This window comes from Salmonella sp. 3C (genome assembly GCF_025426275.1).
GTDB classification, from domain to species: Bacteria; Pseudomonadota; Gammaproteobacteria; order Enterobacterales; family Enterobacteriaceae; genus Salmonella; species Salmonella enterica.
Genome location: NZ_CP104858.1, coordinates 271,408 through 297,791, shown reverse-complemented (window position 1 = coordinate 297,791; position 26,384 = coordinate 271,408). Strand labels below are relative to the sequence as shown.

Sequence of the window (26,384 nt, the reverse complement as noted above, 5' to 3'; positions counted from 1 at the left end):
TACTTTCAATCTGGCTGACAACAACAGCAACGATGTCGTTAGCCAGATAACGTCGCATCACCGTAATGGTAAATCATTCCATCATGATTATAGATTGCTTATTATTCACCTGAGCATCAAATTCTATTTCTTAACTTCAATATAAGGTAAAAATGCGTCAAGTTCTCTGGCGTAATAAATGTACTCTTGTCCGACGATTTGACAAGATGAAAACTTCATCACCTCTCCAGATTACATCTGAATATGAGGACAAGAGAAATGAAAAAACATGCTATTGCAGTAATGATGATCGCCGTATTTTCTGAGTCGGTTTATGCGGAGTCTACCTTATTTATTCCGGACGTCTCTCCTGATAGCGTCACGACATCCCTTTCTGTGGGGGTGTTAAATGGTAAATCCAGGGAGCTGGTTTATGATACCGACACCGGGCGGAAGCTGAGTCAACTGGACTGGAAAATAAAAAATGTCGCCACGTTGCAGGGGGATTTATCATGGGAACCCTATTCGTTCATGACGCTGGACGCCCGCGGCTGGACGTCTTTGGCGTCGGGATCGGGTCATATGGTTGACCATGACTGGATGAGCAGTGAGCAGCCTGGCTGGACCGATCGTTCAATTCATCCGGACACCAGCGCCAACTATGCTAATGAATACGATTTGAATGTGAAAGGTTGGTTATTGCAGGGCGATAACTACAAGGCGGGCGTGACAGCGGGCTATCAGGAAACCCGTTTTAGCTGGACGGCAAGAGGCGGGTCTTATATTTATGATAATGGTCGGTATATTGGTAACTTTCCTCATGGCGTGCGCGGTATAGGTTATAGCCAGCGTTTCGAAATGCCCTATATCGGGCTGGCGGGTGATTATCGTATTAATGACTTTGAGTGTAATGTACTGTTTAAATACAGCGACTGGGTAAATGCGCATGATAATGACGAACACTACATGCGCAAACTTACCTTCCGTGAAAAAACGGAAAATTCACGATATTATGGCGCGTCTATTGACGCCGGATATTATATTACCAGTAATGCAAAAATCTTTGCTGAGTTCGCTTACAGTAAATATGAAGAAGGTAAGGGCGGTACGCAAATCATAGATAAAACCAGCGGTGATACGGCGTATTTTGGTGGCGATGCCGCAGGTATAGCTAATAATAACTATACGGTTACCGCGGGGTTGCAGTACCGCTTCTAGACCACATCAGGATGTCATCGGTCATAACCGGCCGATGACGACTTTTTGCTGAACGTATGGCATGTCCGGTGATATTGTGTTTACCTCATATAGATCTGGCGGGTTTGGCGTTAAGACGTGGCAAGGAACAGTAGAGGGGGACCTCATCCAGATGTTATAAACTTCAATTCAGAAAGTTACTTTCCATATACTTTTTGTGGGACTGCTTCAACCTTTGGGCAGATATCGGAAATGAAAAAGATAGACCAGGCAACTATTCGCTATCAGAATATCCGGTACACCAACTACCAACTACCAACAAATCATTTAGTCGATGGTCTCGTTGCCATTGGTTCATAGAGTGTTGGTCTTGGTATGGATGGCTGGGGAAGTTATGTATCGAACATTCTTATGCAAGATTGCGCAGGGTCTGGTGATCTATGGTACACATATGGGAAGGCATTCACATATATTTCTGTAATCGATACTAAAACTTTAACACTAACTAATTGTTTGTAGAAAGTGGTTGCATTATTAATGGTTTGAGACTCATTGACATAAAACAAACACCATCTGGTAATCTGTCAGACCCCGCATCCTTAATAGTTAACTATAAAGATTGTATGGTAGTTGAGATGTCGTTAGTTCTAATATCGTGTCAGATAAATTTATAAAAGATTACTCATGTTTTGTGTCACATGCAAAAATAATTCGGCTTCGTTAAGGTCTTTAGGGGAAATACCTAATGGATAATTAGTTAGATTAACGTTAACAACACTTTGAACGTGTAATGAATATGGGGGTAAAATATAAGTATTGGGAGATTGTAATTAAAAATTATGTAATTGTCTGATTATTATATATTCACTCCAGCAAAGGAGAAAGGCAATTATGGACGAAAAGAAACTCACAGCTCTTGCGGCTGAACTGGCTAAAGGTCTTAAAACTGAAGCCGACCTCAGTCAGTTTTCCCATATGCTGACGACATTAACCGTCGAAACGGCGCTCAATGCTGAGCTGGCTGACCATCTCGGGCATGAGAAAAATGCTCCTAAAACGAGCTCAAACTCCCACAATGGCTACTCATTAAAAACGGTGCTGTATGATGGCGGCGAGATAGTGCTGAACATGCTGCGTGACCGTGAAAATACCTTTGAACTGCAGCTGATTAAGGAGCATCAGACGCGTATTACGAGATGGACAGTCAGATTTATCCCTTTATGCCAAAGGCATGACATGACTACCCGCGAAATCATCGCCACCTTCAAAGAGATGTACAACGCTGATGTGTCGCCCATGCTGATACTTAAGATCACCGCCGCAGTAAAAGAGTTGGTCAAAGGGGCGTCAAAAAATGGAGTATGCCGATCCAGGACTGGTCGCTGGCAATGAGTCGCTTTATTATCGAGTTCGGTGACCGCCTGAGCGATCACCGTTAATATAGTGGCAGTTACACAGTATGACTGGCAGGTTCTATATTGGATTTATATGTAATAGTAACAGCCTATCTATTTGATTATTTTATTTCCGATTTTATTAAAAAGGAAATCAGAACCAGGCTTTGTTAAATGTCCCCAATCAACGGCAGTGATAAAATCAGGACCATTACCAACTCTTGTAAGACATCCACTTTCGTTACATAATGCTTTGTATGCTGATATATATTCAATTCCCATTTTTGGAACATTGTTACTAAAGTAAGAGTCCCACTCGCTTATTTCACTATTTAATCCATATGTCATATACAATGGTGGGTTTTTTTTAAACTCACTCAGGTAGTTAGATATTATTTTAACTAAATTTGCATTCCATTCCGGGACTGGTCCAATGAAAATAATCCTTGAGTCAGGGGATGCCTCTTTAATTTTTTTTATGGTTAATGATAACGTATCAATTGCTAACTTTTTATCATGTACTCCATTTGTTCCTCGAACTGACCATGTCAGCAGAACCACCTCAGGCTGAACACGTTTAATTTCATTAATTCTATTATTGTTTAGAGTGATGACACTTCTCTGTAAATCATCTTTACCGTCAACAAATAGAGGAGGAGCGTTACCATCTGTCATTTGGCTCATTATATAATCAGAACCTTTATTATCTATATAATGAGAAAGTCCATTGAAAAGAGCCGCCGCATAAGAATCACCAATGATAAATATATTATGCTTGCCATTTTTTATACATCCATTGGATATGGCAGCAGTAAGTTGTACTGAGTGGCATATCCCTCCACGGAGTAGTTCTCCATATTTATAATAATTGTACACGTCAGTAACAGAAGCATATTCACCTGCTGATTTATTGATTTCCCTGTCTTTAACTCCATTTATATGAAAAATAAATGCGCCAATTAAACCTGTCCCAAATACTGATAATGCTAATAATATTGCTGTGATATATTTATTTCTGGCATTTCTCAGTGGTTTTTCAATTAAATAATAAGTTAATATCGCCAAAAAGAACGATGATAATAAAAGAAGAATTAATTCATGGTAGTCTGGTGAACCAGCAAATATTGAACGATAGAATGAATAAATAGGCCAATGCCACAAATAAAGAGGATAGCTAATAAGACCAAAGAAAACAACAGGCCTAACACTAAGCAATTTCGACACAACTAAATCATTACCATTAGATGCTATTATAAGAGAGGCGCCAAGTACTGGGATTATTGCTATATATCCAGGAAATGACATCTTTTCATCTATCATGGTTATTGATAATGCGATTAGTATAATTCCTAACAGGGACATTAATTTTGATAACGAAGTGTTTATTCCTATAAATCTCAATGTGGATATAATCGCTCCAGCCATTAACTCCCAAAATCTTGATGCGGGAGAGTAGTAATTAGCTCCGCCATCAGATGCCATTGTAAAAATGCTAATCGCATAGCTAATTAAAAATATAGTTGCGCATGATAATACTATGTTTCTGTTATGGTTTTTGCTTCTAAAGCATAGCAATATAACTACTGGCCATATTATATAAAATTGCTCTTCAATTCCCAGTGACCACAAATGTAGTAAAGGTTTAAGGTATGACTTTGAATCAAAATAGCCAGACTCACTCCAAAGAGTAAAGTTTGATATAAAGAATGAGCCGCTAAAAACATGCTTACCAAGTAATTTGTAATCATCCTGGAATAAATAAACCCAGCCAACAATAAGACATGATACAAGAACTATGGATAATGCTGGAAATATTCTAAGCACTCTCCTTTTATAGAAATCAAGGTATGAAAATGATTTGTTTGATGCAGATTTTAATATTATTGATGTTATAAGGTATCCAGATATCACAAAGAATATATCTACTCCAACAAACCCACCCGGCAATAATGATGGGAAATAATGGAATATTACCACAGATAAAACCGCTATTGCGCGTAATCCATCTATATCAGGTCTGTATTTTAAGTGTTCCAACTTAAATTACCTCAATTTTAAAAAAAGATTAATAAAATGGTTGTGCATCTTGCATCATTCCCGAAGTTTCGTGTAAACGAAAACGGAATGACGAGTGGATCAGATACGGCTATTATTTTAATTATTGACTCTGTCACATCTTTACTTCCGTCATTAATAAAAATAATCTCAACTTTATATTTTTCAAGTTCATTAAACTCATGTACCGTTCTATAGAAAATCGGTATCGTGTCTTCTTCGTTAAAAACTAGGACGACAAGAGAGATTTTCATTTTTATCCCTGAAGATAAAGAATCTGGAATAGATAAAGCCGCATACCAGGCTAATTGCCGAGAAAGTGATGAGGGTAACCAATGGTGGCAAAGAACATTGGTCAGCCATCCATCCAACAACAGCGCTCAGTGCTCCCATGAATCCCATATACATCATGTAGCGAATTGCAGTAGTGCTGGCATTAAAGGTGAAGCGCGCATTAGCATAGAAGCTGAACGATACAGCGATAACAAAATCGGAAAAGTTCGTCAGCGCCTGATGCGTATGCATCCCATACATACAGAAAGCAAATACTCTCCAATGAATGAGCATGTTAAGAACACCGATCGATGTGTACTTAGCGAATAACTTCAACATTATGAAAATTATCAGATTCAGAAAGGTCTGGAGTGTAGCACTACAAATTGGTTTGATCGATATAAGCGATCAATAATTGTATTTTTAATAGTTTTTAACTATTGAGTTTTAATATATTGATCGATGTTATCGATCAATTGGTATTGCTGATTGCCAAGCGTCTTGGAATAAAAACGGGACATGTAAAGCTTTGCATCGTCTTACAAGGCTTTGCATTTTTTTTCAGGGAGAGGTACTTGAAAGGGTGGAAGTGCTGGGGGGAGGGGGAGCGTTAAAAATTCTGTATAATTTTAGTAACATAAAATAAAAAAGAATGGCACATGTCCCATCCCTTCGATTTCGACAAAGCACTTAAAGCCCTTCAGGTCCGGCCAGGCATTAACGGGCAAAGATGGCATTTTAACGCCATTAATCAAGTATTTAACCGAGTCTACCCTGTCTGCTGAACTTGATTCCCATCTGGCTCAGGATGTTGAGGCAAACCGTAAAAATGGTTCCGGCAAAAAGCCATTAAAGCCCCAACAGGCAGTTTTGAACTGGCAACTCCGCGCAATCGTAACGGCACTTTTGAGCCATAACTGGTGAAGAAGCTTCAGACCCCCTGTACGACGAGATCGAGCGCAATATCATTCGACTGTTTGCGCTGGAGATGAGTTATCAGGACATCGGCCGGGAGAGTGAAGATCTTTATGCCTTCAGCGTTTCAACCGCCACCGTCAGTGCAGTACCGATAAAGTCATCCCTGAACTAAAACAGTGGCAACAGCGCCCGCTGGAGAAGGTTTATCCCGTCGTCTGGCTGGACGCTATTCATTATAAAAACCGTGAGGATGGCCGTTATCAGAGCAAGGCGGTTTATACCGTTCTGGCACTGAATCTGGAAGGCAAAAAAGAAGTTCTGGGCCTATATCTGTCGGAAAGTGAAGGTGCTAACTTTTGGTTAAGTTCTAACAGCGAGAGGGTACTTTAAAGGGATGCTTTTCGTTATGTTTATAGGCACTATTCGCTGGAAATCATAAGACATCAAAAACGCTGCAACGCCTTGTGTGGTGTGGGGTTGCTGAGATTTGTGAGAGGTGGGTAAAAGAGGTCATGGTGTCCCCTGCAGGAATCGAACCTGCAACTAGCCCTTAGGAGGGGCTCGTTATATCCATTTAACTAAGGGGACAACGCGGCGCCAGTATAGCGTTTTTTATTCGCCGGAGTAAGTGTAGCGCCGCCTGACTGGTTAAACCGTCGCCACTCAGCGCTGTTTTTCCGCTTTTTTCCGCTCCCGTTCCAGGCGCTCGCCGCGTAGCCTCGCTTCTTCCTTACGCTTATTGCTCATATCGTTGCGGATCTGCGCGTGGCTCATCAATGCGAAAATAAAAGTGCCGCCGCAGATATTTCCGGCAAGTGTGGGAAGGGCGAAGGGCCAGAGAAAGTCGCTCCAGGGCAGCGTGCCGTTGAAAACCAAATACAAAATTTCAACGGAACCGACGACAATATGGGTGGTATCGCCCAGCGCGATAAGCCAGGTCATCAAAATAATGACCACAATCTTTGCCCCGCCTGCTGCAGGAAACATCCATACCATTGTGGCGATAATCCAGCCAGAGATAATCGCGTTGGCAAACATCTCCGTTGGGCTATTTTTCATGACCTCCATACCAATTTTGACAAAGGCGTCGCGGGTCTCTTCATCAAATATAGGCATATATTCAAATGCCCACGCCGCAACCCCGGTGCCAATAAGGTTGCCCAATAAGACTACGCCCCACAAGCGCATCAGCAGGCCAACGTTACTCAGAGTGGGATTTTGCATTACCGGCAACACGGCGGTAACGGTATTTTCAGTAAATAATTGCTGGCGGGCCATGATGACAATGATAAAACCAAAGGTATAGCCGAGATTTTCCAGTAAAAAGCCGCCGGGAACGCCTTCAAGCTGCACGTGGAAAATCCCTTTCGCCAGGAGTGATGCCCCCATAGAAAGTCCTGCGGCAATGGCTGACCAGAGCAAAGCCATCGCATCGCGTTCCATCTCTTTTTCACCATCCTGGCGAATATGTTCATGAATCGCCATGGCGCGGGAAGGAAGACGATCTTCATCCACTTCAATCTCTTTACCGCTTTGTTTTTCTTCGCTTTCAACTTCCAGGTCACTGCTTTGCCGGTTAATTTTATCGTCGTTAAGGCTATCCATGATGATCTCTGCTGATTAACACATATTAATAAAGCGTAGCGGTTTTTCATTTACCCAGGCCGGGGCATTCTCCGAAAAAATAAAAATGATCACGCTCGTTTTTATCTGTTCCGTTAGAATAGGGCCGTCACGTTGTTGCGTTACCAGGCTATGCTCAAAGCAATGAGATCGCGCATATAGACATCGTTTGACGTGCTGTTAAAATCGCTCACACCTAAACAGGCGGATACGGTAGCGTTCCGTCATGGATGGCAATCAGCGATAGCCATAATTCACAGGGAGACATCTATGAAGCTTCGCCTGTCGGCGCTGGCGCTGGGAACCACACTGCTGGTCGGGTGTGCGAGTTCCGGTACAGAACAGCAGGGGCGTTCAGACCCATTTGAAGGGTTTAACCGCACCATGTACAACTTCAACTTTAATGTGCTGGACCCGTATGTTGTTCGGCCGGTCGCGGTCGCCTGGCGTGATTATGTTCCACAGCCTGCGCGTAACGGTTTAAGTAATTTCACCGGCAACCTCGAAGAACCGGCGATCATGGTGAACTATTTCCTGCAGGGCGATCCTTATCAGGGTATGGTGCATTTCACCCGTTTCTTCCTGAACACCTTATTAGGGATGGGCGGATTTATTGACGTCGCGGGAATGGCGAATCCTAAGCTGCAGCGCGTTGAACCGCATCGCTTTGGCAGTACGCTGGGCCATTATGGCGTGGGGTATGGGCCTTATATGCAACTTCCGTTCTACGGCAGCTTCACGCTGCGTGAAGATGGCGGGGATATGGCGGATACCTTGTATCCGGTGCTCTCGTGGTTGACCTGGCCAATGTCCATAGGAAAATGGACTATCGAAGGGATAGAAACCCGCGCGCAGTTGCTGGACTCCGATGGTTTGCTGCGCCAGTCTTCCGATCCTTATATTATGGTGCGTGAGGCGTACTTCCAGCGTCATGACTTTATCGCCAATGGCGGAAAACTCAAGCCGCAGGAAAACCCGAACGCGCAGGCGATTCAGGACGAACTCAAAGAGATCGACTCGGAATAAACGGCAGTAAATAAAAAGGTGAGCGCAATGCTCACCTTTTTGATCCGTTTCAGAAAGAGATTAGAACGCGTAGTTAAAGTTAGTACCGAACAGCCAGGCTTTCCCTTCAGATTCAAACTGATAAGGGCCTTCATTAATTTTCACGCTCTGACCATGCATATAAGAGACGCCAACGTCGACAGACGCATCTTTATTAAAGGCGTAAGTCGTACCGGCGCTCAGCCAGAAACGGTCCTGGTCCGGAATAGAGATAGAACGGTTTTGCGCTGGTACCGGGCTGTCATCGAAGGCGATACCGGTACGGAACGTCCAGTTGTCATCGTAGTAATAGGTGGTACCCAACGCAATGCGATAAGCGTCTTTAAAGCCTTCATGCTTCTCAAAGAGCGTATCGCCGGCGGTCGATTTTGCCTTCAATTCCTGGAACTGGCTCCAGCTGGTATAGGCCAGGCTATAGTGGATGGCCCACTGTGGCGCCACACGGTTATAACCGGACACTTCCCACATTTCCGGCAGATTCAGCGTCAGGTAGCCTGACTGCGTCGCGCCGCCGGTTGCCGTTGGGATAGGCAGGTTAAATCGGTTTATAGCGATGGGAAGATCGCTGCTGTAGTTGCCTTTAAAGTCAATTTTGACTTCCGAGCGGTAGGTCAGCGCGTAGCGGTTATTTTTATCCAGTTCATAAAGGATACCGGCATTCCAGCCAAAGCCCCACTGATTACCGTTCAGGTGGGCAATCTTGGTGTCGCTGGGAATCTGACCCGCGACCGGCGCCAGCGCCGGATTCTGTGCCGCGACCAACTGGCCTAAATCGCCCGCAAAACGTTCGATTTTCGCACGCGCGTATACCGCATCAAAGCCAAGGCCGAAGCTCCAGGCCTCATTTAAGCGATAAGCGCCGCTTAAATTCAGGTTCATGGTTTCAAGATCGGTCGTACCGCCAACCGAGCCGCCGGCGTATGTGTCGTTAAACTCTGTCGCCAGACCATAGTTAGAGGTAATAGAAGCCCCCCAGCCAAACTGATCGTTAATCGGGGCGACAAAATGGACGTTCGGCACCCAGGCCGTCGGCGCGATGTTATCCGCATCTAACGTCCGACGAGATGGCGATGTCCCGCTAATATTAACATCAGGATCAATATAAACCGCGCCCGCTGAAAACGTCGGGCGGTCAAACATGGTAATTAACGCCGGGTTGCGGCTAACGTTACCCGCATCATCTGCGATTGCGCCTTCACCCGAATAGGCCCGGCCAAGGCCAGAGGAAGAAAATTCGTTTAACTGAAAGCCTGCAGACCAGGCCTGGGTGGAGATGATTGCCACTGCGACTGCGAGAGCAGACTTTGTAAACAGGGTTTTCTGGCTCATGACCATAACCTCATTGATTATTTTTATACAAACTATGTTACATGTTGTAACAGGAGCGCGAAGTGTAGGGTCTGCGGTACGACTTAGAAATCAGACCAGTGGCGAGAGTATAGGTCTGACCAGCTAGAATGTTGCAAGTATGTTTATAAGTTTTTTCAATTGTGATCTTAGAAACGAGATCTGGCTGGCAAAATCGGCGGGCTTAACGGTCACCCGATCGCGCGATTTTTGTTTTAGATCATTTTTAAGTGTGATTTCGGTCACTTAACGCGTTTCCCACCATTAACGACTGGAGAGGCGAATGCCGGGAGCGTAAAATATCCCCATCGTTTATCTGGCACCCTGGGTGCAAATACAGAGGAAATCTACAAATGAGTAAATGCAGTGCTGATGAAACCCCGGTTTGCTGCTGTATGGACGTTGGAACCATCATGGACAACTCCGATTGCACCGCGTCATACAGCCGCGTATTCGCTACCCGCGCAGAGGCTGAAGAGACGCTGGCGGCGTTAACCGAAAAAGCGCGTAGCGTGGAGTCTGAACCTTGCCAAATTACGCCAACCTTTACCGAGGAATCCGAAGGCGTTCGTCTGGATATTGATTTTGTTTTCGCCTGCGAAGCAGAAACGCTGATCTTCCAGCTCGGCCTGCGTTAATCCGTTCATTCACGACGCCTCCGTCATCATCTGGCGGAGGCGTTTTCTTTTTTTGTCGCTTCCCTTCACTGTGCCTTAGCTCCCACTTTCTTTTCTCTCTGCTTGGCTAAATGTAAAAAATTGGTTAAGACTGTGATCAGGTCAGACCACTAATTTATTTTTTTTACAGGGGAGTACTATGCGTCAGGCTTTACCGTTGGTCACCCGTCAGGGCGATCGCATTGCTATTGTCAGTGGGTTACGAACCCCCTTCGCTCGTCAGGCCACTGCATTTCATGGTATTCCCGCTGTTGATCTCGGCAAGATGGTGGTAGGCGAGCTGCTGGCGCGCAGTGAAATTCCAGCCGATGCCATTGAGCAACTGGTTTTTGGTCAGGTAGTACAAATGCCGGAAGCGCCCAACATTGCGCGCGAAATTGTGCTGGGTACGGGGATGAATGTTCATACCGATGCCTATAGCGTAAGCCGCGCCTGCGCCACCAGTTTTCAGGCGGTAGCGAATGTGGCGGAAAGCCTGATGGCCGGCACGATACGCGCGGGTATCGCTGGCGGCGCAGATTCGTCGTCGGTACTGCCAATAGGCGTGAGTAAAGCCCTGGCGCGGGTACTGGTTGATGTCAATAAAGCCCGGACGACCCGCCAACGGCTGACGCTTTTTTCTCGTCTGCGCTTACGCGACCTGCTGCCCGTGCCTCCCGCCGTTGCTGAGTATTCCACCGGTCTGCGCATGGGCGATACCGCCGAACAGATGGCGAAAACGTATGGTATTACGCGTGAACAGCAGGACGCACTGGCGCATCGTTCACATCAGCGCGCCGCGCAGGCATGGGCGGAGGGTAAACTGGCGGAAGAAGTGATGACGACCTATGTGCCGCCGTATAAAAACCCCTTTGCAGAAGACAACAACATTCGCGGCGCCTCCACGCTGGCGGACTACGCTAAACTGCGTCCCGCTTTTGACCGAAAACATGGCTCCGTAACCGCCGCCAACAGTACACCGCTGACCGACGGCGCTGCCGCCGTTATTATGATGACCGAATCCCGCGCTAAAGAGCTGGGGCTGCGCCCGCTTGGTTATCTGCGCAGCTACGCCTTTACCGCTATTGATGTCTGGCAGGACATGCTATTGGGGCCGGCCTGGTCAACGCCGCTGGCGCTGGAGCGGGCCGGGTTGACGATGGCCGATCTGACGCTTTTTGACATGCATGAAGCGTTTGCCGCCCAGACTCTGGCGAACTTACAACTGCTGGGCAGCGAACGATTTGCCCGTGAGGTGCTTGGTCGTGCGCAGGCGACAGGGGAGGTGGATGACGCTAAATTCAACGTGCTCGGCGGCTCAATCGCCTACGGGCATCCTTTTGCCGCAACGGGCGCGCGGATGATAACCCAAACGTTGCATGAATTACGGCGTCGGGGCGGAGGTTTTGGCCTGGTCACGGCCTGCGCGGCTGGCGGTCTTGGCGCGGCGATGGTTCTGGAGGCGGAATAATGACTACCACATCAGCTTTTATGCTTAACGTGCGTCTGGATAATGTCGCGGTTGTCGCTATTGATGTCCCTGGAGAAAAGGTGAACACCCTGAAAGCGGAGTTTGCCGCGCAGGTACGCGCCATCCTGAAGCAGATCCGGGAAAATAAAGCGTTGCAGGGCGTTGTTTTTATCTCAGCCAAAGCAGATAACTTTATTGCTGGCGCTGATATCAACATGATAGGTCACTGCCAAAACGCGCAGGAAGCGGAAACGCTGGCGCGTCAGGGGCAACAACTGATGGCGGAGATCCAGGCGTTGCCTGTTCCGGTTATCGCCGCCATTCATGGCGCCTGTCTGGGGGGCGGCCTTGAAATGGCGCTGGCCTGCCATCGACGTATCTGTACCGACGACGTTAAAACCGTTCTCGGACTGCCGGAGGTACAGTTAGGGCTTTTACCGGGATCGGGCGGAACGCAGCGACTTCCACGGCTGGTGGGGGTCAGTACCGCGCTGGATATGATCCTGACAGGTAAACAGCTTCGCGCCAGGCAGGCGCTTAAAGCCGGGCTGGTTGATGATGTGGTGCCGCAAACTATTTTACTGGAAGCGGCTGTCGAGCTGGCTAAAAAAGAACGCCTGGCGCAGCGGACATTACCGGTCCGTGAACGTATCCTGGCGGGGCCGCTGGGGCGCGCGCTGTTATTTCGCCTGGTGCGTAAAAAGACAGCGCAAAAAACGCAGGGTAATTATCCGGCGACGGAGCGGATCATTGATGTGATTGAAACCGGACTGGCGCAGGGCAGCAGTAGCGGCTATGACGCGGAAGCGCGCGCTTTCGGCGAGCTGGCGATGACGCCTCAATCGCAGGCGCTGCGCGCTGTTTTCTTTGCCAGTACCGAGGTGAAAAAAGATCCCGGTAGCGATGCGCCGCCCGGCCCGCTGAACAGCGTGGGCATCTTAGGCGGCGGGTTAATGGGCGGCGGTATCGCCTGGGTTACGGCCTGTAAAGGCGGTTTGCCAGTACGAATTAAGGATATAAATACTCAGGGGATCAATCATGCTCTGAAATACAGCTGGGATCTGCTTGAAACAAAAGTACGCCGCCGCCATATCAAAGCCAACGAACGCGATAAACAGTTGGCATTGATATCAGGTTCGACCGATTACCGTGGTTTCAGTCATCGTGATCTGGTCATTGAAGCGGTGTTTGAAGATCTGCCGTTAAAACAACAGATGGTGGCGGAAGTGGAACAAAATTGCGCTGCTCACACCATTTTTGCCTCCAATACTTCTTCCCTGCCGATTGGCGATATTGCGGCGAATGCGGCCAGACCGGAACAGGTGATTGGATTGCACTTTTTTAGCCCGGTCGAAAAAATGCCGCTGGTTGAGGTTATTCCTCATGCGTCTACTTCCGCGCAGACCATCGCCACGACCGTTAAGCTGGCGAAAAAACAGGGTAAAACCCCGATAGTCGTCAGTGATAAAGCCGGGTTTTATGTTAACCGAATTCTTGTGCCATATATCAATGAGGCGATTCGGATGCTGACTGAAGGCGAACGCGTCGAACATATTGACGCCGCCCTGGTAAAATTTGGTTTTCCGGTGGGGCCAATCCAACTTTTGGATGAGGTAGGAATCGACACGGGCACTAAAATTATTCCTGTGCTTGAGGCGGCGTATGGAGAACGTTTTAGCGCGCCTGCAAATGTTGTCGCTTCAATTTTGAATGACGATCGCAAAGGTAGAAAAAATGGTCGCGGTTTCTATCTTTATGGCGAAAAAGGGCGTAAAAGCAAAAAACAGGTTGACCCTGCTATTTATAAGCTTATTGGCGTGCAAGGGCAGAGTCGATTGTCTGCGCAGCAGGTGGCAGAGCGCTGTGTCATGTTAATGCTTAACGAAGCGGCGCGCTGTTTCGACGAAAAAGTGATTCGCAGCGCGCGCGATGGCGATATCGGCGCCGTGTTTGGTATCGGTTTTCCGCCGTTTCTCGGTGGCCCGTTCCGCTATATGGATGCTCTCGGGCCGGGTGAAATGGTGGCGACATTACAGCGCCTGGCCGCACTTTACGGTCCTCGTTACGCGCCTTGTGAACAATTAGTGCGCATGGCGGAGCGCAGGGAGCATTTCTGGACGAATGGGGAAACTGACCAGGGAAATTGAGGTCAAAGAGAATATGAATCCGCACTGAATGCCTCCTTAGTGGCGAAATAATAATCAAGGATTGACTATACTTACGCCATTGAGGTAAAAAACAGCGTTTCATTCAGTGAATGGATAAGGCACAATGCCGGCCACCGCATTTTTGCCGCAGCCAATAGGGGCATGTGGTAAGCGTGTTGGTGAAACTGGTTAACAAAAGCGGTGCAATATGCAAGTTTTTATCATGCGTCACGGCGACGCAGCCCTCGATGCCGCCAGTGATTCGGTTCGTCCCTTGACCCCTTGTGGGTGTGACGAGTCTCGCCTGATGGCAAACTGGCTGAAAGGTCAAAAAGTGGATATCGAACGTGTTCTGGTGAGTCCGTTTCTTCGGGCCGAACAGACGTTAGATGTGGTCGGCGATTGTATGAATCTGCCGGCTCAGGTGGATGTCCTGCCGGAGCTAACGCCCTGTGGCGATGTCGGTCTGGTCAGCGCCTACCTCCAGGCGCTGGCCAATGAAGAGATCGGATCGGTGCTGGTGATTTCTCACTTACCTCTGGTCGGATACCTGGTATCTGAGCTTTGTCCGGGCGAAACGCCGCCGATGTTCACGACGTCCGCAATTGCCAACGTTACGCTTGATGAAAGCGGCAAGGGGACATTCAACTGGCAAATGAGTCCCTGCAATCTGAAAATGGCGAAAGCGATTTAATCTTTGCTGCCTGATGGCGCTTCGCTTATCAGGCCTGCGACAGCGTTGGCTGTTCGTAGGCTGGATAAGCCGCTTGCGCCGCCATCCGGCAATTCCGCATCAGGGTAATTCGGGCGGTTGCCACTCTTCCACTTCAATCAACACCAGCAGCGCGGCGTCGCCGCCGTACTCTTTCGGCGCCTGATGAAAGGCCATCACATGCGGATGCTGCGCCAGCCATAACGGCGTTTGCTGTTTCAGAATATGTTTACCGTGTCCATGCATGACGCAGGCGCAAAAAATATGTTCCCGACGGCAGGCGGCAATCAGCGCCCCCAGTTCCTGCTTGGCCTGAAGCTGCGTTAAGCCGTGTAAATCCAGAAACAGTTCTGGCGAATAGTCGCCGCGACGCATTTTTTTTAGCTCGAAATGGCTGACATCTTCACGGACATACTTTACCGGCCCTTCCGTATTGAGCAGCGGCTGGAACTCATCGGAAAAATAGTGGCTGGCGTCCGCCTGTTCCTGAATTAACCTTCGGGTAGGGACCTCCGTGATTTTCTTGCGCAGCGGCCGATGGACGATAGTATCCTGTTTAATCTTTCGGGTGCCGACCATCAGCTGACGGAACAGCGCCTGGTCCTCCTCGCTGAGCGATGTTTTCTTTTTCATTCGTGGGTCTCGTCTGATCTTTTGCCTTAGTTTACCCGACCCGGAGGATATCCGAACGGTCAAAACGGATTTTTCGTATTCTCCCGCCGCGTCAATGCTGATTTATCCCTGTCTTCGTGGCAAACTAGCCGCCGAATTTAATGCGAGCATGCCCTGGAGGAATACGTGGATAAAATTTTCGTCGATGAAGCAGTAAGTGAACTGCATACCATTCAGGACATGTTGCGCTGGGCGGTAAGCCGCTTTAGCGCGGCGAATATCTGGTATGGACACGGTACCGATAACCCGTGGGATGAAGCGGTACAACTGGTGTTGCCGTCTCTTTATCTGCCGCTGGATATTCCGGAAGATATGCGGACCGCGCGGCTGACGTCCAGCGAAAAACACCGCATTGTCGAGCGAGTGATTCGTCGCATTAACGAGCGTATCCCGGTCGCCTACCTGACCAATAAAGCCTGGTTCTGCGGCCACGAATTTTATGTCGATGAGCGCGTGCTGGTGCCGCGTTCGCCCATTGGCGAGCTGATTAATAACCACTTCGCCGGCCTTATTAGCCAACAGCCGAAATATATTCTGGATATGTGCACCGGCAGCGGCTGCATCGCCATCGCCTGTGCTTATGCTTTCCCGGACGCAGAGGTTGATGCGGTCGATATTTCGCCGGATGCGCTGGCTGTCGCCGAGCATAACATTGAAGAACACGGTCTTATCCATCACGTGACGCCAATCCGTTCCGATCTGTTCCGCGATCTGCCGAAAGTTCAGTACGATCTGATTGTCACTAACCCGCCTTATGTCGATGCGGAGGATATGTCCGATCTGCCGAACGAATATCGCCACGAACCTGAGCTGGGGCTGGCGTCCGGCACTGACGGCCTCAAATTGACCCGTCGTATCTTGGGGAATGCGCCGGATTATCTGTCCGATGACGGCGTTCTGATTTGTGAAGTCGGAAACAGCATGGTACATCTGATGGAGCAGTATCCGGATGTGCCGTTCACCTGGCTGGAGTTTGACAACGGCGGCGATGGCGTCTTTATGTTGACTAAAGCGCAGTTGCTCGCGGCCCGTGAACATTTCAACATTTATAAAGATTAAAACACGCAAACGACAACAACGATAACGGAGCCGTGATGGCAGGAAACACAATTGGACAACTCTTTCGCGTAACCACTTTCGGCGAATCACACGGGCTGGCGCTTGGGTGTATCGTCGATGGCGTGCCGCCCGGCATCCCGTTGACGGAGGCCGATCTGCAGCACGATCTCGACAGACGCCGCCCCGGCACCTCGCGCTATACTACCCAGCGCCGCGAACCGGACCAGGTAAAAATTCTCTCCGGCGTGTTTGATGGCGTGACGACCGGCACCAGCATTGGCCTGCTGATTGAAAACACCGATCAGCGCTCGCAGGACTACAGCGCGATTAAAGATGTTTTTCGTCCGGGACACGCGGATTACACCTATGAGCAGAAATACGGCCTGCGCGATTACCGTGGCGGTGGACGTTCTTCCGCGCGTGAAACCGCGATGCGCGTAGCGGCAGGGGCGATCGCCAAGAAATACCTGGCGGAAAAGTTCGGCATCGAAATCCGCGGCTGCCTGACCCAGATGGGCGATATTCCGCTGGAGATTAAAGACTGGCGTCAGGTTGAGCTTAATCCGTTCTTTTGTCCCGATGCGGACAAACTTGACGCGCTGGACGAACTGATGCGCGCGCTGAAAAAAGAGGGCGACTCCATCGGCGCGAAAGTGACGGTGATGGCGAGCGGCGTGCCGGCAGGGCTTGGCGAACCGGTTTTTGACCGACTGGATGCGGACATCGCCCATGCGCTGATGAGCATCAATGCGGTGAAAGGCGTGGAGATCGGCGAAGGATTTAACGTGGTGGCGCTGCGCGGCAGCCAGAATCGCGATGAAATCACGGCGCAGGGTTTTCAGAGCAACCACGCTGGCGGCATCCTCGGTGGTATCAGTAGCGGGCAACACATTGTGGCGCATATGGCGCTGAAACCTACCTCCAGCATTACCGTGCCGGGACGTACGATCAACCGGATGGGTGAAGAAGTCGAAATGATCACCAAAGGGCGCCACGATCCGTGTGTGGGGATTCGCGCAGTGCCGATCGCAGAAGCCATGCTGGCGATCGTGCTGATGGATCACCTGCTGCGCCATCGGGCACAGAATGCGGATGTAAAGACAGAGATTCCACGCTGGTAAGAAATGAAAAAAACCGCGATTGCGCTGCTGGCATGGTTTGTCAGTAGCGCCAGCCTGGCGGCGACGCCGTGGCAGAAAATAACCCATCCTGTCCCCGGCGCCGCCCAGTCTATCGGTAGCTTTGCCAACGGATGCATCATCGGCGCCGACACGTTGCCGGTACAGTCCGATAATTATCAGGTGATGCGCACCGATCAGCGCCGTTATTTCGGCCACCCGGACTTGGTCATGTTTATCCAGCGGTTGAGTCATCAGGCGCAGCAACGGGGGCTCGGAACCGTCCTGATAGGCGACATGGGGATGCCTGCCGGAGGCCGCTTTAATGGCGGACACGCCAGTCATCAGACCGGGCTTGATGTGGATATTTTCTTGCAGTTGCCGAAAACGCGCTGGAGCCAGGCGCAGCTATTGCGCCCGCAGGCGTTAGATCTGGTGTCCCGCGACGGTAAACACGTCGTGCCGTCGCGCTGGTCGTCGGATATCGCCAGTCTGATCAAACTGGCGGCACAAGACAATGACGTCACCCGTATTTTCGTCAATCCGGCTATTAAACAACAGCTTTGCCTCGATGCCGGAAACGATCGTGACTGGCTACGTAAAGTACGCCCCTGGTTCCAGCATCGCGCGCATATGCACGTGCGTTTACGCTGCCCTGCCGACAGCCTGGAGTGCGAAGATCAACCTTTACCCCCGCCGGGCGATGGATGCGGCGCTGAACTGCAAAGCTGGTTCGAACCGCCAAAACCTGGCACCACAAAGCCTGAGAAGAAGACACCGCCGCCGCTGCCGCCTTCCTGCCAGGCGCTACTGGATGAGCATGTACTCTGATGGACAATTTTTATGATCTGTTTATGGTCTCCCCGCTGCTGCTGGTGGTGCTGTTTTTTGTCGCCGTACTGGCAGGATTTATCGATTCTATCGCCGGGGGCGGAGGGCTGCTCACTATCCCTGCGCTGATGGCCGCCGGGATGTCGCCAGCAAACGCGCTGGCGACCAATAAATTACAGGCGTGCGGCGGCTCCCTCTCGTCTTCGCTCTATTTTATTCGCCGTAAAGTGGTAAACCTGGCCGAGCAAAAGCTCAATATTCTGATGACGTTCATTGGCTCGATGAGCGGCGCGCTGCTGGTGCAGCACGTGCAGGCGGATATTTTGCGCCAGATCTTGCCTATCCTGGTGATTTTCATCGGCCTCTATTTTTTATTGATGCCGAAGCTGGGCGAGGAAGATCGCCAGCGCCGCCTGTATGGATTACCGTTCGCGCTGATAGCCGGGGGATGCGTCGGGTTTTACGACGGCTTTTTCGGGCCTGCCGCCGGGTCGTTTTACGCTCTGGCGTTTGTCACCTTATGTGGCTATAACCTGGCGAAATCCACGGCACATGCCAAAGTGCTTAACGCTACCTCCAACGTTGGCGGCCTGCTGTTATTTATCATCGGCGGCAAAGTGATCTGGGCGACGGGCTTCGTGATGCTGGTTGGTCAGTTTTTAGGGGCGCGAATGGGGTCGCGTCTGGTATTGAGCAAAGGCCAAAAGCTTATCAGACCGATGATCGTTATTGTCTCGGCGGTAATGAGCGCCAGGTTACTTTATGATAGCCACGGACAGGAGATCCTCCACTGGTTGGGGATGAATTAATGAACAATACGCACCATTACGAACAGTTAATTGAGATTTTTAACGGCTGCTTTGCCGAAGAATTTAATACCCGTCTGATTAAAGGCGACGACGAACCGATCTATCTTCCTGCTGACGCGCAGGTACCGTACCACCGCATCGTCTTTGCGCATGGGTTTTACGCCAGCGCGCTGCATGAGATTTCTCACTGGTGTATCGCCGGTAAGGCGCGCCGCGAACTGGTTGACTTTGGTTACTGGTACTGCCCGGATGGACGCGACGCGCAGACCCAAAGTCAATTTGAAGACGTCGAGGTGAAGCCACAGGCTTTCGACTGGTTGTTTTGCGTGGCGGCGGGGTATCCCTTTAACGTCAGTTGCGACAATCTGGAAGGCGATATTGAGCCGGATCGCGTGGCGTTTCAGCGCCGGGTTCATGCGCAGGTAATGGCGTATCTGGAGCAGGGCATTCCTGAACGTCCGGCCCGCTTCATCAAAGCGCTACAGAATTACTATCACACGCCCGAACTTAAGGCGGAACAGTTCCCGTGGCCGGAAGCGCTTAATTAAAGCCAGCGCCACGTTTACAATGAGGAAAGAAGATGATCGCGGAGTTTGAATCACGCATTCTGGCATTAATTGACGATATGGTAGAGCACGCCAGCGACGATGAGCTTTTTGCCAGTGGATACCTGCGTGGCCACCTGACGTTAGCCATTGCCGAGCTGGAGAGCGGTGATGACCACTCCGTTGAGGCGGTCTATGCCAACGTTAGCCAAAGTCTGGAGAAAGCGATCGGCGCCGGCGAACTGTCGCCGCGCGATCAGGCGTTAGTCAAAGCGATGTGGGACAATTTGTTCGACAAGGCAAAACAATAACGCCGTGGGCCGGAAGGCGACGCTTGCCGCCTTCCGCTATTGACTGACCCATTACTTCACCGCTTTTCCCTTCAATAACTTTCTCACCCATAACCGATTTGGATTTAACGCCGCCAGCGTACCGGCATCCAGTGGAATCGGCTCGTTACTCATCTGCGCCGCCAGAATTTCTGCGCATAATGGCGCTGAGCACAAACCGCGCGATCCCAGCGCGCCGAGCATAAATAAACCCGGATACACAGGCGCAGGCGCCGCCGACGTTTTGTTATCGGCTAAATCGGCGTAATGCGTCAGCGTGGCATGGTAATCAGGAACATTGCCCACCATCGGCAGATGGTCGCGGGTTGCGCAACGCACGCCGCAACGGGCGCTGTTGCCGCTAACGTCAACCTCTGTGGCCCAGTTCGCATCCGGAAAACAGTCAAGCAGACGCTGTCGGTTCTGACGCTGATCTTCTTCGCGCCAGACGGTGCTTTCGTCACCCCGGTGATAGCTGGCGCCAATACAGTGCTGCTGATTATGCGGATTTTGCGGCGTCAGATAGCCGTCGTAGCATAACACCTGACGCAACGCCGAGAGGGCGGGGGTGGTGGGAATATGACTGACCTGCCCCCCGACGGCATACACCGGCAGCGGCTGGGTCTGATCAAAACGGTTAATCTGATGGCCGTTCGCCAGGACGACGGTCTCATGGCTGGCGGTTTCACCTGACGTAAAGCGCAGTTGCCAGCGCGACTCCTGCGCAACGAGCGACGTGAGCGTATGGCAAAAGCGCGTTTGTAAACCCTGCTCGGTCGCCAGAGCGATGACTGCGCGAGTTAATTGTTCCGGGCACAGCCAGCCGCCTGCCGGATAGGTAATTCCTCCGCAGCGTGTCGTCACGCCAACCGCCTGTTCCGCCTCTTCGGCATTGAGCGCCGAGGCCAGTCCGGCGGGCAGCGCCAGGGACAGCATCTGGGCAATTTTCTGCTGGCTTTTCTCATCCCATCCGAGCTGTGTCACGCCGCACCAGTCATGATCAAAAGAGACGGGCAGGGCATCATACAGGCGACGGGCAAAGGTGAATGCGGTCGGGAAAAAGCGATTAATGGCGGCGTCATGTTTGCTAAGGAGTGGATAAAGCGCACCCTGTCGATTACCGGAGGCGCCCTGGGCGGGCTGGTCGTCCGCGCAATAGAGCGTCACCTGCCAGCCGCGACGCAGTAACGCCAGTGATAACAGCGCGCTGGCGATGCCGCCGCCAATGATCGCCGTTTCACGTTTTTCGCTTCCGCTGCGGTAAAACCAGGGCGCGGAAAGGGTCGGCATGAGGTGTTGTTCCATCACTCCGCAAAGCATCTCGCGTTTACGTCCGAAGCCTTTGCGTTTTTGCATGGTAAAACCGGCTTCCTGTAATCCCCGACGAACGAAGCCCGCCGAGGTAAACGTCGCCAGCGTTGCGCCGGGCCGCGCCAGCCGCGCCATCGCGTTAAACAGGTTTGGCGTCCACATATCCGGATTTTTCGCCGGGGCAAAACCGTCGAGGAACCAGGCGTCGACTGTTTGATTCAGCGTGGCGTCCAGTTGGTCGGTCAATTCATTAATATCGCCAAACCACAAATCCAGTGTCACCCGGCCCCGATCCAGCAATAGGCGGTGGCACCCCGGGAGCGGCAGCGGCCATTGCGCCTGCAGCTGCTCTGCCCAGGGCGCGAGCTCCGGCCAGTGTTGGTGCGACAGCGCCAGATCGTCGCGCGTTAACGGGAATTTCTCAAAACTGATGAAATGTAACCTTTGCAGCGTCGCCTGTGGGTGCGCAGAACGAAAGCTGTCAAACGCCTGCCACAGCGTCAGGAAGTTGAGTCCGGTGCCAAAACCGCTTTCCGCGACTATAAATAATGGATGTGAATGTACGGGAAATCGCTCCGCAAGACGATTGCCGCCAAGAAAAACGTAGCGTGTCTCTTCGAGTCCATTGTCATTAGAAAAATAGACATCATCAAAATCTCGGGAAACAGGTGTACCCTCAGCGTTAAATTCGAGTGTGGCGGGTTGTATGGCGTATTGTTTCACGTAAGTTACTCGTCTGACGGGCGGTATCGCGATCTTAACGATGTGTGCCTGATGGCGCAAATTTCCGTACTAAATGGCTGATCGGACTTGTTCGGCGTACAAGTGTACGCTATTGTGCCAATCGAAACTTAAAAATAGTGCGAATTACAGAGGTATTGAATGAAACGTGCAGTGATTACTGGCCTGGGCATCGTTTCCAGCATCGGTAATAACCAGCAGGAAGTCCTGGCATCTCTGCGTGAAGGACGTTCAGGGATCACTTTCTCTCAGGAGCTGAAGGACGCCGGCATGCGTAGCCAGGTATGGGGCAACGTAAAACTGGATACCACTGGCCTCATTGACCGCAAAGTCGTGCGCTTTATGAGCGACGCCTCCATCTATGCTTATCTGTCTATGGAGCAGGCAGTGGCCGACGCCGGTCTGGCGCCGGAAGTCTATCAGAATAACCCGCGTGTCGGCCTGATTGCAGGTTCCGGCGGCGGCTCCCCGAAATTCCAGGTCTTTGGCGCAGATGCCATGCGTAGCCCGCGTGGTCTGAAAGCCGTGGGCCCGTATGTGGTGACGAAAGCAATGGCATCCGGCGTTTCCGCCTGCCTCGCTACGCCGTTTAAAATTTATGGCGTGAACTACTCCATTAGTTCCGCTTGCGCGACCTCCGCACACTGTATCGGCAATGCGGTTGAACAGATCCAACTGGGCAAACAGGACATCGTTTTTGCTGGCGGCGGCGAAGAGCTGTGCTGGGAAATGGCCTGTGAGTTCGATGCGATGGGCGCACTGTCCACCAAATATAACGATACGCCTGAAAAAGCGTCCCGTACCTATGATGCGCACCGTGATGGGTTTGTCATCGCGGGCGGTGGCGGTATGGTTGTTGTCGAAGAGCTGGAACACGCTCTGGCGCGCGGCGCGCATATCTATGCGGAAATCGTCGGTTACGGCGCAACATCCGACGGCGCAGACATGGTTGCTCCGTCTGGTGAAGGCGCAGTACGTTGCATGCAGATGGCGATGCACGGCGTAGACACGCCGATCGACTACCTGAACTCTCACGGTACGTCCACGCCGGTAGGCGACGTGAAAGAACTCGGTGCAATCCGTGAAGTGTTTGGCGATAACAGCCCGGCTATCTCCGCGACCAAAGCGATGACCGGCCACTCGCTGGGTGCGGCTGGCGTGCAGGAAGCCATCTACTCTCTGCTGATGCTGGAGCACGGTTTTATCGCGCCGAGTATCAACATCGAAGAGCTGGATGAGCAGGCTGCGGGTCTGAACATCGTGACCGAAACGACCGAGCGTGAACTGACTACCGTAATGTCTAACAGCTTCGGTTTTGGCGGCACCAACGCCACGCTGGTGATGCGTAAGTTGTAAGCCTGACTATTACGTTGTAGTATCAATAATGAAACAGGTCGCTAATGCGACCTGTTTTTTCATTCAGGGAACAACAAATTATATGGATATTATATAAATGCCAACTAATACATTAGATAAAATTAGGCATAGTTTGAGTTGTGTGGCTGTTTTATTTGGTTTGTTCGGCATTTTTGTTTTTGCCTCATTTTCGCCTTCCTATGCCTGGCTTTATTTGGGAGGTCTGGCTGCGCCTTTTATATATAGTATTGTTTTTGTCTATGCGATTGCCGCCTGGAGTATTTATTCAAAGTATTACCCGTTTTTATCATTGGGTCGCTTATCATTCGTGGAGTGTTTTGTTCCGGCGCTGGCCCTGGTGTGCCTTACCGTTCTCTACAATGTTTTTAGTGGCCCGGAACCCTGGATGGCCGAGTTATCAAGGCAATTTTTTCTTCATAAATTTCTTAACACGCTGGCGATGTGCTTTCTGGCTCCTGTGGCGGAGGAAATTATATTCAGAGGGTTTTTATTAAACAGCAGTATCGGTTGGGGTCGGTACTCAAGAGCTTCCGGTATTATTATTACTTCACTCGCTTTTGCATTTATGCATACACAATATCTCTTTGCGGTGATTTTTGTTTATCTGTTTGTTTTTTCATCGATATTATGCGTTGTTCGAATGAGAAGTCGAGGGTTAATGATACCGATAATACTTCATATTTTAAATAATGCCTGGGTTATTTTCGGCTTACTGTTTTCAGCGACGGAATAAGCGCCTGATGCAAGAGGCGCTTTAACCTCTCCGGTACGAACAAGAGACCGATGGCGGTTCCCTTTTTTAATGCTTCTTATATTCCGGCGCGACTTTCGCTGACCAGGCCTCAGCCTGGGTGATGGCGCCTGCGTCATAAATCGGCTGTTCATAACCCCTGTCAGCATCCCGAACGCGGTAAATTTTCCAGCGTCCCTCTTCCCAACGGGTATAAACTTCCAGGTGGATGGGCGTTGACTCTGTAGCCAACAGAACATCCACTTTTTCTCCGCCGAGGAAAGGGTGTGCCTTCCCAACCCGTAACTGTGGAATCCACTCTGGCGCATAGTCCTGCGCATACATAAAATAATCTGCCCCCACAATCTCCTGTTCATAAAGGGACTGTATTAGCGCCAGGCGATGAATAACCTCTTTGGCAACGTAACGTTGCATTAAGGCGGTGGTGTCGTCAGGGGGATTCACATCGTTCGTGAACGTCGTCATCCATGAGGTATAGAACTGCTTCACGGCCTGCGTACTGTCGTGATGAGGCGTGGAGCAACTACAAAGCAACAGGATAAGCGCGACAAGGGAGAACGTTTTCATTAATTCTTCCTGTAGATGGTATATGAGGGCCTGGCTGCCCGGTAGCCCGGGCCGGCCCACATATCGCGTTGTTTAAAATCTGAATACCACTCTGTGCCATCGTATATCGCCATGTGACCGCTCGGGTTTCCGCCAGCGTAAGGTTGAATAATGATGACGTCACCCTCGCGCGGCATTTCATAGGTACCAATAGCGGTGAATCCGGCGCTTCTTAACATTGGGCCATAATCTTTCGCATGATACGTATGCCCCAGCGTGATACCGCCCGCCTGAATTGCCTTTCGGGTAAATTCCGCACACCGGCCTTGAGAATGAGAACCTGCATGCGTTTTGGCATAATTAACCGCCACTCTTTTATCCCAACTCATAATGATTCCTGTTAATAAAATACGTAATAGCAATGACGTAATGCTTTAACAGTATTTGATTCGGGAAGCATGACAGATAGTGCTATTACTATTTTCAATAGAATAAGTTTAAATATTTATTAATTGTTGAGATTGATAAGTTAGGGCTAATTTATTCAGCATTAACTATTATTCTGCGATATCGGCATCATTTTTTATTTGCATATCATCATAGCGCGACGGCCAGATCTCCTGCGGCGTGATGCCCAGCGCGTCCGCAATAATCCGTTCAGCTCTCGGCTAGGAACGGGTAAAGACATTGCGCAGTGAATCAGGTGATAAACCGGCCTGACGAGAAAGATCTCTGAGCGTAATACCTCTTTTTTCAAGTGCACTTTTAATATCTGCACGATGCCAGTCTTGGCTTTTTGGTTCCATTCTGTAATCCTAAGAAGATGTGTTATCGGCACCGATATTTTTAAGGTAAAAATTAGCGCGAGAAAAAGAAAGTTACTTTCTTTTTCACTCTGAGAATAGTGCCAGAAAGAAAGCAAAATTTCGCGAAAAAGAAGAAATATTTTTATTTCATCAGGGGAAAGGAAAGAAACCGATGGCAAAGGAATGGTTCACGGTTAAGGAATGTCTTGGCTTACCGGGGTTTCCGGGAAGCGAGCCTGCGGTTCGCGAACGTTTATATAAGTACAGTGAAGGGAAAGCGGGGGTCAGGCGTAAGCGTGTTAAATCAAAGGCCGAGGAGTTTCATATATCTGTTTTCCCTCTCTATGTTCATCGTTATCTGGACGACAGCGGAGAGGAACCGACGCCAGAACCCATTTCCTTACAGGAAGCGGAGCCTGAAGATATCTGGGAGATGATGTTCAGGTTACTGACGCCGGAACAGCGCAAGCAGGTGACCGGACGGTTTAAGGTGAGAGGGATGAAAGCGGTCTTTCCCTTTCTGTTTGATGACACGCCGCCACGTTGATACCCTGGCTGCAATTTCAAGGTTGACAAGTTTCGCGTCTCACAGGCAGACTTCACTCTCTACATTATCCTTCCGATAATGCGTAAGCGTTTAACGTTATCCAAC

The 26,384-nt window shown here is 50.0% G+C and carries 25 protein-coding genes, 1 tRNA gene and 4 pseudogenes; 19 read left to right on the top strand and 11 right to left on the bottom strand.

Going from position 1 to position 26,384, the window contains the following annotated elements; all coding sequences use genetic code 11:
- The first annotated feature begins 258 nt into the window (after window positions 1-258).
- The 4 genes and pseudogenes from pgtE to N7E69_RS01370 form a co-directional block, all read left to right on the top strand.
- A complete protein-coding gene (gene pgtE, locus N7E69_RS01385) occupies window positions 259-1,197 on the top strand; it encodes an omptin family outer membrane protease PgtE (RefSeq protein ID WP_000716011.1) in 939 nt (312 codons plus the stop codon).
- A 194-nt stretch (window positions 1,198-1,391) separates the two neighbouring features.
- The gene (locus tag N7E69_RS01380; RefSeq protein WP_250637931.1) at window positions 1,392-1,613 is read left to right on the top strand and encodes a tail spike protein; all 222 of its coding nucleotides are present in this window, start codon (window positions 1,392-1,394) and stop codon (window positions 1,611-1,613) included.
- Complete coding sequence (locus N7E69_RS01375; RefSeq protein WP_105789228.1) at window positions 1,552-1,695, top strand: tail spike protein; 144 nt, start codon at window positions 1,552-1,554, stop codon at window positions 1,693-1,695. Before N7E69_RS01380 ends, N7E69_RS01375 begins: the two co-directional genes overlap by 62 nt.
- 372 nt (window positions 1,696-2,067) lie before the next feature.
- Window positions 2,068-2,514: pseudogene (locus N7E69_RS01370) on the top strand (transposase); the annotation flags it as partial.
- 170 nt (window positions 2,515-2,684) lie between these two features.
- Here the strand turns inward: N7E69_RS01370 and N7E69_RS01365 are convergent.
- The 3 genes and pseudogenes from N7E69_RS01365 to N7E69_RS01355 all read right to left on the bottom strand — a co-directional run bounded on the left by N7E69_RS01365 (window position 2,685) and on the right by N7E69_RS01355 (window position 5,237).
- Entirely contained in the window at window positions 2,685-4,607 is a 1,923-nt protein-coding gene (locus N7E69_RS01365) for an LPS modification acyltransferase (protein ID WP_000400618.1), read from the bottom strand.
- A gap of 53 nt (window positions 4,608-4,660) precedes the next feature.
- A pseudogene (locus N7E69_RS01360) lies at window positions 4,661-4,879 on the bottom strand (glycosyltransferase); the annotation flags it as partial.
- Window positions 4,848-5,237: a GtrA family protein gene (locus N7E69_RS01355; RefSeq protein WP_001576268.1), complete on the bottom strand. Its 390-nt coding sequence runs from the start codon at window positions 5,235-5,237 to the stop codon at window positions 4,848-4,850. The pseudogene N7E69_RS01360 and the gene N7E69_RS01355, both read right to left, overlap by 32 nt.
- Window positions 5,238-5,557: 320 nt before the next feature.
- Here N7E69_RS01355 and N7E69_RS01350 point away from each other — a divergent pair.
- A pseudogene (locus N7E69_RS01350) lies at window positions 5,558-6,182 on the top strand (transposase); the annotation flags it as partial.
- Between the two features lie 147 nt (window positions 6,183-6,329).
- Here the strand turns inward: N7E69_RS01350 and N7E69_RS01345 are convergent.
- Together N7E69_RS01345 and N7E69_RS01340 are read right to left on the bottom strand one after the other, a co-directional pair.
- Window positions 6,330-6,404, bottom strand: a tRNA-Arg gene (locus N7E69_RS01345).
- A 75-nt stretch (window positions 6,405-6,479) separates the two neighbouring features.
- Window positions 6,480-7,421 carry a formate/nitrite transporter family protein gene (locus N7E69_RS01340; RefSeq protein ID WP_000377779.1) on the bottom strand — a complete coding sequence of 314 codons (942 nt, stop codon included), beginning with the start codon at window positions 7,419-7,421 and terminating at the stop codon, window positions 6,480-6,482.
- Window positions 7,422-7,709: 288 nt separating this feature from the next.
- Here N7E69_RS01340 and mlaA point away from each other — a divergent pair, with 288 nt between their 5' ends.
- Window positions 7,710-8,465, top strand: coding sequence for a phospholipid-binding lipoprotein MlaA (mlaA, locus tag N7E69_RS01335; RefSeq protein WP_000776787.1), 756 nt, complete (start codon window positions 7,710-7,712; stop codon window positions 8,463-8,465).
- Window positions 8,466-8,525: 60 nt separating this feature from the next.
- Here the strand turns inward: mlaA and fadL are convergent, their stop codons facing one another.
- Window positions 8,526-9,833: a long-chain fatty acid transporter FadL gene (fadL, locus tag N7E69_RS01330; RefSeq protein ID WP_001518618.1), complete on the bottom strand. Its 1,308-nt coding sequence runs from the start codon at window positions 9,831-9,833 to the stop codon at window positions 8,526-8,528.
- A gap of 371 nt (window positions 9,834-10,204) precedes the next feature.
- Between fadL and N7E69_RS01325 the strand changes: the two genes are divergently transcribed.
- The 4 genes from N7E69_RS01325 to sixA all read left to right on the top strand — a co-directional run bounded on the left by N7E69_RS01325 (window position 10,205) and on the right by sixA (window position 14,819).
- The gene (locus N7E69_RS01325) at window positions 10,205-10,489 is read left to right on the top strand and encodes a YfcZ/YiiS family protein (protein ID WP_000030904.1); all 285 of its coding nucleotides are present in this window, start codon (window positions 10,205-10,207) and stop codon (window positions 10,487-10,489) included.
- Window positions 10,490-10,667: 178 nt separating this feature from the next.
- Window positions 10,668-11,978 carry an acetyl-CoA C-acyltransferase FadI gene (fadI, locus tag N7E69_RS01320; RefSeq protein ID WP_001248128.1) on the top strand — a complete coding sequence of 437 codons (1,311 nt, stop codon included), beginning with the start codon at window positions 10,668-10,670 and terminating at the stop codon, window positions 11,976-11,978.
- Window positions 11,978-14,125: a fatty acid oxidation complex subunit alpha FadJ gene (gene fadJ, locus N7E69_RS01315; protein WP_000214143.1), complete on the top strand. Its 2,148-nt coding sequence runs from the start codon at window positions 11,978-11,980 to the stop codon at window positions 14,123-14,125. The genes fadI and fadJ overlap by 1 nt, the downstream gene beginning before the upstream one ends.
- A 208-nt stretch (window positions 14,126-14,333) precedes the next feature.
- Window positions 14,334-14,819, top strand: coding sequence for a phosphohistidine phosphatase SixA (gene sixA, locus N7E69_RS01310; RefSeq protein WP_001195800.1), 486 nt, complete (start codon window positions 14,334-14,336; stop codon window positions 14,817-14,819).
- Between the two features lie 99 nt (window positions 14,820-14,918).
- On the opposite strand, the gene smrB is transcribed toward sixA, so the two are convergent.
- Window positions 14,919-15,470 (bottom strand): endonuclease SmrB, encoded by a 552-nt coding sequence (smrB, locus tag N7E69_RS01305; protein WP_000730794.1) that lies wholly within the window; start codon window positions 15,468-15,470, stop codon window positions 14,919-14,921.
- A 165-nt stretch (window positions 15,471-15,635) separates the two neighbouring features.
- On the opposite strand from smrB, the gene prmB reads away from it, so the two are divergent.
- Genes prmB through N7E69_RS01275 form a run of 6 tightly spaced genes read left to right on the top strand, consistent with a single transcriptional unit; the run spans window position 15,636 to window position 20,182 of the window.
- Window positions 15,636-16,568 carry a 50S ribosomal protein L3 N(5)-glutamine methyltransferase gene (prmB, locus tag N7E69_RS01300; RefSeq protein WP_001542329.1) on the top strand — a complete coding sequence of 311 codons (933 nt, stop codon included), beginning with the start codon at window positions 15,636-15,638 and terminating at the stop codon, window positions 16,566-16,568.
- 35 nt (window positions 16,569-16,603) lie between these two features.
- Entirely contained in the window at window positions 16,604-17,689 is a 1,086-nt protein-coding gene (aroC, locus tag N7E69_RS01295) for a chorismate synthase (protein WP_000918457.1), read from the top strand.
- Window positions 17,690-17,692: 3 nt separating this feature from the next.
- On the top strand, window positions 17,693-18,517 hold the full coding sequence (mepA, locus tag N7E69_RS01290) for a penicillin-insensitive murein endopeptidase (RefSeq protein ID WP_000750428.1): 825 nt from the start codon (window positions 17,693-17,695) through the stop codon (window positions 18,515-18,517).
- Window positions 18,517-19,326 carry a sulfite exporter TauE/SafE family protein gene (locus N7E69_RS01285; RefSeq protein WP_000368599.1) on the top strand — a complete coding sequence of 270 codons (810 nt, stop codon included), beginning with the start codon at window positions 18,517-18,519 and terminating at the stop codon, window positions 19,324-19,326. The genes mepA and N7E69_RS01285 overlap by 1 nt, the downstream gene beginning before the upstream one ends.
- Window positions 19,326-19,874, top strand: a complete 549-nt coding sequence (locus tag N7E69_RS01280) for an elongation factor P hydroxylase (protein WP_001066345.1) — start codon at window positions 19,326-19,328, stop codon at window positions 19,872-19,874. The genes N7E69_RS01285 and N7E69_RS01280 overlap by 1 nt, the downstream gene beginning before the upstream one ends.
- A 32-nt stretch (window positions 19,875-19,906) precedes the next feature.
- Entirely contained in the window at window positions 19,907-20,182 is a 276-nt protein-coding gene (locus tag N7E69_RS01275) for a YfcL family protein (RefSeq protein ID WP_000559749.1), read from the top strand.
- Window positions 20,183-20,233: 51 nt separating this feature from the next.
- Here N7E69_RS01275 and mnmC read toward each other — a convergent pair whose 3' ends face one another.
- The gene (gene mnmC, locus N7E69_RS01270; protein WP_000816104.1) at window positions 20,234-22,234 is read right to left on the bottom strand and encodes a bifunctional tRNA (5-methylaminomethyl-2-thiouridine)(34)-methyltransferase MnmD/FAD-dependent 5-carboxymethylaminomethyl-2-thiouridine(34) oxidoreductase MnmC; all 2,001 of its coding nucleotides are present in this window, start codon (window positions 22,232-22,234) and stop codon (window positions 20,234-20,236) included.
- 159 nt (window positions 22,235-22,393) lie between these two features.
- Here mnmC and fabB point away from each other — a divergent pair, with 159 nt between their 5' ends.
- Both fabB and N7E69_RS01260 read left to right on the top strand, forming a co-directional pair.
- Window positions 22,394-23,608: a beta-ketoacyl-ACP synthase I gene (fabB, locus tag N7E69_RS01265; RefSeq protein WP_000817161.1), complete on the top strand. Its 1,215-nt coding sequence runs from the start codon at window positions 22,394-22,396 to the stop codon at window positions 23,606-23,608.
- Between the two features lie 97 nt (window positions 23,609-23,705).
- Window positions 23,706-24,362 (top strand): CPBP family intramembrane glutamic endopeptidase, encoded by a 657-nt coding sequence (locus tag N7E69_RS01260; RefSeq protein ID WP_001142903.1) that lies wholly within the window; start codon window positions 23,706-23,708, stop codon window positions 24,360-24,362.
- A gap of 66 nt (window positions 24,363-24,428) precedes the next feature.
- Here N7E69_RS01260 and N7E69_RS01255 read toward each other — a convergent pair whose 3' ends face one another.
- From N7E69_RS01255 to N7E69_RS01245, 3 genes and pseudogenes are all read right to left on the bottom strand, one after another.
- Window positions 24,429-24,947, bottom strand: a complete 519-nt coding sequence (locus N7E69_RS01255) for a YbjP/YqhG family protein (RefSeq protein WP_000847547.1) — start codon at window positions 24,945-24,947, stop codon at window positions 24,429-24,431.
- Entirely contained in the window at window positions 24,947-25,315 is a 369-nt protein-coding gene (locus tag N7E69_RS01250) for an NlpC/P60 family protein (RefSeq protein ID WP_000118258.1), read from the bottom strand. The genes N7E69_RS01255 and N7E69_RS01250 overlap by 1 nt, the downstream gene beginning before the upstream one ends.
- A 168-nt stretch (window positions 25,316-25,483) precedes the next feature.
- Window positions 25,484-25,732: pseudogene (locus tag N7E69_RS01245) on the bottom strand (transcriptional regulator).
- Between the two features lie 172 nt (window positions 25,733-25,904).
- Between N7E69_RS01245 and N7E69_RS01240 the strand changes: the two are divergent.
- Window positions 25,905-26,279, top strand: coding sequence for a hypothetical protein (locus N7E69_RS01240; protein WP_001051261.1), 375 nt, complete (start codon window positions 25,905-25,907; stop codon window positions 26,277-26,279).
- Window positions 26,280-26,384 lie beyond the last annotated feature (105 nt).